This window comes from Longimonas sp. (assembly GCF_046498435.1).
In the GTDB taxonomy this organism is placed as follows: Bacteria; Bacteroidota; Rhodothermia; order Rhodothermales; family Salinibacteraceae; genus Longimonas.
On sequence record NZ_JAWOAR010000103.1, the window covers coordinates 1 to 7,614 of the forward strand.

A 7,614-nucleotide genomic window follows, 5' to 3' on the forward strand; every position below is an offset into this window, starting at 1 on the left:
TTCAGCTCGCCCTTCATCAGCGCGTTGAGATCCTGTGCGCTGGCCTGCACCGTGATGGTCGGCGCGTCCGTCTTCCCTTCCTCGACGTCGACCTGACAACACAGAGTCGCCTGATGCTCTGCCTGTTCCTTGTCAAAAAACCCGCACATGCCGGTAAATAAGTGCTCAATCCATCCCCCATTGATTCGTCCGATAATCGGCCATGCCGTCTCAGCAAATACGTTCCGATCTCGCAGGAGATAGGACTACTGCTCTGTCAACCCTCATTTTGATGGTTGCACTGCAATCAGCCTCCACCATGACAGGTTTTGGGGGGACACAGAGTTTGGCACAGTCTCCGGCCCCTAATATTCAGGTGTGACACGACACTACGTTCGGTTGCTTGTAGATCGTCTTGCCAATCGGTCGTCTTACCAAACAGAATCCCACCATACAGAGCACCTTGTGTCTCTACTTCCACGCGTCCTGATTCATCGTCCCCGGCTCGCCGTTACAGAATATGCCTGACACGAACACAGATGAAACGGTCAGCGATGTCCTGCAGCGAAGCGTAATTCTCGAACGCGTTACGGACGGCATTGCTGCCTTCGATACGGGCTTACGGTGCACCTATCTCAACGACCCGGCCGTGCAGATGCTGGGTATCCAGCGTGAGGATTTGATTGGCAACCGCGTGGAGGACGTGTTTCCTGAAGCAGAGGGAACGGTTGTGCAAGACAAGCTCGCGGCAGCAATGGAGACGCAGAAGCAACACTCGTTCGAGCACTACCATGCGGTCCAGGAGCGATGGTTCGAAGGGCGCATTTACCCCGACGAAAGCGGAATGTCCCTCTACTTGGTCGACATTACAGAGCGAAAGGCGTCGGAAGAGGAGTTCGCCCAAACCAATTGGCGGCGCACAGCCCTGATCGAGAACACCTCTGCGGCGGTGTACGACAAAGAGCAGGAGCAGAAGCAGCGAACACGTGCGCAGCTTCGTAAGCATTTACAGTCGCTGTACGAGAAGCTCCCCGATGCAGTGATCATCCACGATGCAGACGGAAATGTCCTTGACGTAAACAGCCAGACCGTCAACGATCTTGGCTATACGCGCGAAGAACTGCTCTCGATGAATGTGACGCGCTTTGAGATCGACCACGATTGGGACGAATTAAACGACCTCTGGAGTGCGATGGAGGTGGGCGACCGGCATAAAGTCCTCACGCGTCATTGCCGCAAGGATGGCTCCACGTTTCCTGCTGAGGTATGGGTAGACAAAGTCGAAATCGGGGGGGAACAGCAGTTTATTGCTCTCAGCCGAGACGTCACAGAGCGCAACCGTCAGCGACAGGCCCTTGAAGAGCTTACCGAGCAATACCGCGCTCTGCTCGAAAATGCAGATGATGCCATCTTCCTCATGGATGTCGACAAGACCGAATCAGGCCCTGAGTTTCGGTTCGAACAACTCAATCCTTACCATGAAGCCGCAACGGGGCTCACCACCGAGAGCATTCGGGGCAAAACGCCACGCGAGGCCGTCGGGCCCGACGTTGGTGCCGAGCTCGCGGCAAATTACCGTCGCTGTGTGGAGGCGGAAGAACCCATCTCCTACCAGGAAACACTCGACCTTCCTCAGGGCACACGAATCTGGGAAACCAAGCTCGCTCCGGTGATGATTGACAACGAGGTGACCCGGGTTATCGGGATTTCCCGCGACGTCACCGATCGGGTAGAGCGGGAGGCGACGCTCAGTCGCCAGAACGAGCGGCTTAGCGAGTTTACGGGTGTCGTATCTCATGACCTTCGTAACCCGCTCAACATCGCCCAGGGTCGCACAGCTCTTGCCATCAAAGAACGGGCCCGCGACGGGAACGAGAACATTCATCTCCCCAAGGCGCAAGCGGCACTTAAGCGCATGGAAGTCATCATCATGGACACGCTCCTCCTTGCCCAGCAGGGCGATACGGTAGATACGGTTGAGCCCGTCGCGATGGAAGAGATCATCAATGCGTGTTGGGCCATGATCGACCCCGTTGAGGCCACGCTGATCATCGAAGACACGTGTACAATCGCCGGCGATCCAGACCGGCTCTGCCACGTGTACGAGAACCTCTTCCGGAACGCCCTTGAGCATGGCGGTCCTGGGGTAACAGTCCGCGTGGGAAAGGCGGGGCATGCCTCCCTGTACGTTGAAGACGACGGGCCCGGCGTGCCGCCTGAACAGCAGGATGCCGTATTTGAGCCAGGGCAGACTTCACGCGCAGATGGCACTGGCTTTGGCCTTGCAATTGTGAAACGAATCGCCGAGGCGCACGGGTGGACCGTCACGCTTACGGCGTCTGACGAGGGGGGAACCCGATTTGAGTTCTCAGGTGTTGAGGTTATTTCCTCATAGCCCGTATCTTATGCCTTCCCGTACACCCCACCGTGTTCAGTTCGCTTCGTGAAGGTGCGCTACATGGGTTTCAACATTCGGGGGCTCAACATCGGGGGCAACCCAAACCAGAAGTATGCCCGTCGACTTCATTTCATTGAAGCCGCTTGCAGCACCACAGTACCGACAACCGTCAGTAGAAGGGGGATGCGTAGCAACCAAAGTAGAAAAGCAACACAATCAACGCGAACCAGGGATTGAGCAGAATCGCCGTTTGCAGGCAATAAAGGCAATCTAAAACAGACCTTGCGAGCAGATAAAGCGCTGATCGGCATAATCAAACATACAAGGCTTCACGTATGCATTCTCCAGAAGACGAGCGGTCCGGTCCCTCCCGCCAGATGCCTACACCCGCACCGAAACCCCCATCTGGCGCTTTATCTGAATCTGGAGATGACACCGAAGATCGACAGCGCCTCGCAGCGCTTTATCGATACGGTATTCTCGACACCCCCGAAGAGGAGGCGTTCGACCGCATCACGAACCTGGCGGCCCGCCTGCTCGACGCGCCTATCGCGCTGACCACCTTCGTCGACGAGGACCGGCAGTGGTTCAAATCGTGCATCGGGATGGAGCAGCGCGAAACCCCTCGTGAGGTGTTTTTCTGCGACTACAACATCCGCGACAATGGCGTGATGGTGGTGGAAGACGCCACCAACGACGTGCGCTTTGCCGACAGCCCGCTGGTGACCGGACCGCCGCACATCCGCTTCTACGCAGGCGCTCCGCTTTTCACCGATGACGGCTTCGCACTGGGCTCGCTCTGCGTGATCGACACCGAGCCCCGCACGCTCTCCGACGACGACCGCCAAACGCTGCACACCTTAGCGCAGGTGGTCATCGACGAACTGAAACTGCATGCCAGCCATGTTCATCGCCACGCGATTTTCGAAAGCATCGACGGCGCTTTTGTCTCGGTCGCTCCCGATTGGCGACTCACCTATGTCAACCAGCAGACGGAAGCTCTGCTGAAGCAGCCCGCCGATGATCTGCACGGTCAGACCCTCTGGACGGTGTTTCCGGACACGCAGGACCGCCTCCTCTACAAGAGATGTCACGCCGCAGTAGAGGAGGGCCGCACGGCGGAGTTCGAGGCCTACGTCCCATCGTTGGAGATCTGGTTGCGGGTAAAGGCCCGCCCGTTCGAAGGCGGCCTGTCGGTGCATCTCGACGACATCACCGAGCAGAGACAAGCGCAAAAGCAGCTCCGTTTGCTGAGCCAGGCGGTCGAAGACATGAAGGAAGCCGTCTTGATCACCGACAACCAGTTGGCCCCGCCCGGGCCCCGCATCGAGTACGTCAACTCGGCGTTCACCCACATGACTGGGTACGCCGAGGCAGAGGTATACGGGAAGACGCCCCGCCTCCTGCAGGGCCCCAAGACCGACCGTGCTACGCTGGATTACATTCGCGAGCACCTGGAAGCGGGCCAGCCGGTGGAGACCGAGGCGATAAACTACCGAAAAGACGGCACGCCGTTCGAGATGCAGTGGACCATATCGCCCGTACGTGGCGATGACGGCACCATCCAGCACTGGGTGTCGGTGCAGCGCGACGTTACCGAGCAGCGCGAGCGCGAGCGCGACCTGCGACAGACGCGCGAGTTGCTCGACAGCATCATCGAGACGGCCAATGTTGGCATCTGCGTGACCGATAAGAACGGTCAGTTCGTGCGCGTGAACCCGGCCTATACCGATCTCTATGGGTGGAGTGAGGAGGAATTGATCGGCGAACACTTCACTAAGGTAGTGCCACCAAACAGTCATGCAGACGCGGCAGACTTACACGACCGGTTCATCTACGATCGCAACGACGAAACCACCGGCGAGTGGCGCGTGCATGGCAAAGACGGCGCGATCCGCAACGTGATCATCACCGCTGGGTATCTGGAGCAATCGGGCGAGCCCTTCAAGGTGACTACCGTTTTGGACGTGACTGATGCCCACAAGCGGAAAGAGGCCCTGCACGCCGAGCGTGACTTGCTACGGAGCATCTTTAACACCAGCGCCGCCGCCATCACAGTGCTAAACGAACACGGCACCATCATCCGGGCGAACAAGCGCGCGCAGGAGGTGCTGGGCCTTGTCCCTTCCGACGTGAAGGGACGCACTTACAACGACCCCGCGTGGCACATCACAACCGTCGACGGTAAGCCGTTTCCCGATGACGAGTTGCCCTTCGCACAGGTCATGAATACCGAGGCGCCGGTCTACGACATACGGCATGCCATTCAGTGGCCTAACGGCGACCGGCGCATCTTGTCGGTCAACGGTGCCCCGCTCCGCGATGCGGAGGGCACGATTACCGGCGGTGTGTTCGTGGTGGAAAACATCACCGAGCAGGTGCAGATACAGTACAAACTCATTGAAGCCAAAGAAGAGGCCGAAAGTGCCAGTCGCCTCAAGTCGGCCATGATTGCCAACATGAGCCATGAGGTCCGCACGCCCATTACGTCGATGATGGGGTTTGCAGAGATCTTGGCGGAGGAGTTAGAAGGGCGGCAGGCCAAGCACGCGTCAACTATTCTTCGAAGCAGCAAGCGGTTGTACAAGACGCTTGAGTCGGTGCTGCAATTGTCCAAGCTCCGCGGGGGCAGCTACACGCCCTCGTGGGAAGAGGTCGACCTGCGGAAGGTGGCCGCCGAGGTGATCGAAACCATGCAGCCTAAAGCAACCAATCATGGGCTGACCCTTGAGTTTGCGCATCCCGTGCACCCGGTCGATACGCGCACCGATCCGATGGCTGCGCAGCGCATCGTAACGAATCTGCTGGATAACGCGATCAAGTTCACCCCTGCAGGGGGAACTGTAACTGTCTGCGTTGATCAGGAGCAAGAAACGCCCCATGAGGGAGCGCCCTACATCAGCGTTGCAGATACCGGGATTGGCATCGCCTCAGAAGCTATCGATGAGATGTTCGTGGCGTTCAAGCAAGAATCGGAAGGATTCGCGCGCTCCCATGAAGGCAGTGGGATTGGGCTGGCAATCGTAAAGCAACTGGTCGACGAAATAGGTGCTACAATCACCGTGGAAAGCGAAAAAAAGGCGGGGACCCACATGCACGTTCGCTTCCCGCAGCAGTCCGGTGAAACGAATGCTGAAGACGCAGGCCGCTGAATATGCAATTAGCGGCTGTGCGATCAGCGGCTGTGCGATCAGCGGCTGTGTAAAGGGGGAGCAGCTACAGGTAGTCGGATCTGAAATCGGGTTCCTTCCCCAAGTTCGCTCTGGGCGGTGATCGTGCCGTGCATCGCCTCAACAAGTTCTCGTGTGACGGCGAGTCCGAGCCCCGTCCCCTCTGTTTCTGGTGCATTGCGTGCAAACGGCTCGAACAGATCCCCCATAAAATCGGGGTCGATTCCTGGACCGGTGTCGGACACAGTGATCACTACGGCCTTAGCTTCATCTGCTTGAACCTCTGCGGCACCGGCTTTCTCACCACCCCGGCGGCCTCTTAGGGCAGCACCATCTGTCGATTGGTCTGCGGGCAGATGCGCTACGGGCGCCCCCGAGAGAGAGGCCCGCAACGTAACGGTGTCGCCTTGCCCGCTATACGCAATGGCATTATCAACGAGATTGGTGACTACGCGACGCAGCGCTTGCTCATTTGCACGGGCCGTTAATCCAAGGGCGTCGTCCGAGTCTGTTACCGAGGGCTGCGTTTCAACCCGAAGGGTAATGCGGGCCTTTTCGGCTGCTATACGTTGGGCATCCACAACGTCGCGAATTAGCGTTCCCGCACAGACGGGGTCCAGGTCCAGTTCGACCGTGCCCTCTTCTAGGCGGGCCAGTTCGGTGAGAGACCTGGCCATCTCGTTGATGTCTCCGGCGGCCCGGCAGATGCTGCGGACAAACTTCTGCTCTTCTCCGTCCACCCGCTTGGCGAGAATGTCTCCAAAGCCTAAGACCAGAGTCACAGGAGTCTTGAGATCGTGGACTATACCGGAAAGGAAGCGGGACTTAGCCGCGCTGGCCTCCTTGACGCGCTCAACCAGAGCCTCCTTCTGCTTGGCCAACTGATGGGGGACAACCAAGACAAGGGCAAATAGCAAGGTGATGGTGGCCACCATCTGTGCGATGACGAAGACCGCGTGTAAGCTTCCAAGCTGTACAAGCCCTGCTGCTGTCGTATCCGTCACGAACAGCACATTGACAGCTTGCATGAGGGCACTCCCCATCAGGACGGTAGCCGCTCCGGCGATGGTTGCTCCCACGAGCGTTTTGACGAATGCGCGTGATAGGCTCTCTACCATGTAGCCGGCTGTGGCGACGAGTCCTGCCGCTGCCGCGACAATGCGCCCCTCGGTATCGGGCCAACCGGTCACGGCGAAAGCCAGAAATACACCAGAGACCGCGACGACCACCGCCAGTACGCTCCAGCCAATGCGTCCGACCGAGCGGCTGTGAAATCGGCGCAGACCGACTCCTATGAGAAAAAGCCCAACCTGAATAAGCGTGTTGGGCAGGAAGACCGAGACAAATGTTAGGCCGTCATGCTGCATGACAAAGAGAGGCCCGCTGATCGAGAAAAGCGCCCCACTCACCACCCAGTAGCTAAGCCCATCCACCTCGTGACGGTGCTGCAGGGCCGACACCAGCAGCAGCCCGGTGGCCACAAGAGCAGTGATCGCCACCGTAAGCAGCAGCGTCCCGATATCAAAGGCGGAAAAAAAGTTCATAGATGAGAGTTGCGCGCTTGGATAGCGGTCCGACTATAGCCATGGTAGGACGGTACTCCCGGAAACCGACCTGGGCAACCAACCGGAAAAGTGATGGTCGGGGTCCCAGTAGATTTCACCGTTGAGCCGCTCGCCTGTTGAACGGCTCACCTGTTGCATAGCCTGTACACGGCGTGCGGGTTTTACAAGAGCACTTCAAAGGTGACCATTCCCCTTTGTCGTTGCGACACCTCTCCACTTCACGCCGTCAGTCACTCACGCTCGTGCCCCTCTTTGCAAAAGAGAAGCCAAGGATCAGCTTCTAATGCGGAAGGGAAACGCAGTGTGGACTTCAGTGCACGCGCCGCATGCATCTTATACCATCTGCGCTGAATCATTATACAGGTGTTTGCAATCGGTGAGCGACGAAACTCGCCTTAATGTCGCCGGGGACGCAAGCGGTCCCCGGCTATGGGCTGCAAATCCTTAGCCCGGGATCAGGAGCGAAGCGGATATCCCGGGCGGCCTCCAATCTAACGTGTAC

General features: G+C 58.3%; 3 protein-coding genes. 2 read left to right on the forward strand and 1 reads right to left on the reverse strand.

The annotated features are described in order from the left end of the window. The first annotated feature begins 499 nt into the window (after positions 1-499). Together R6U20_RS04215 and R6U20_RS04220 are read left to right on the forward strand one after the other, a co-directional pair. Positions 500-2,374: a PAS domain S-box protein gene (locus R6U20_RS04215; RefSeq protein ID WP_410336620.1), complete on the forward strand. Its 1,875-nt coding sequence runs from the start codon at positions 500-502 to the stop codon at positions 2,372-2,374. Positions 2,375-2,754: 380 nt separating this feature from the next. Next, complete coding sequence (locus R6U20_RS04220) at positions 2,755-5,529, forward strand: PAS domain S-box protein (protein WP_410336621.1); 2,775 nt, start codon at positions 2,755-2,757, stop codon at positions 5,527-5,529. A 38-nt stretch (positions 5,530-5,567) separates the two neighbouring features. On the opposite strand, the gene R6U20_RS04225 is transcribed toward R6U20_RS04220, so the two are convergent. After that, the gene (locus tag R6U20_RS04225) at positions 5,568-7,091 is read right to left on the reverse strand and encodes a sensor histidine kinase (protein ID WP_410336622.1); all 1,524 of its coding nucleotides are present in this window, start codon (positions 7,089-7,091) and stop codon (positions 5,568-5,570) included. Between the last annotated feature and the right edge of the window lie 523 nt (positions 7,092-7,614).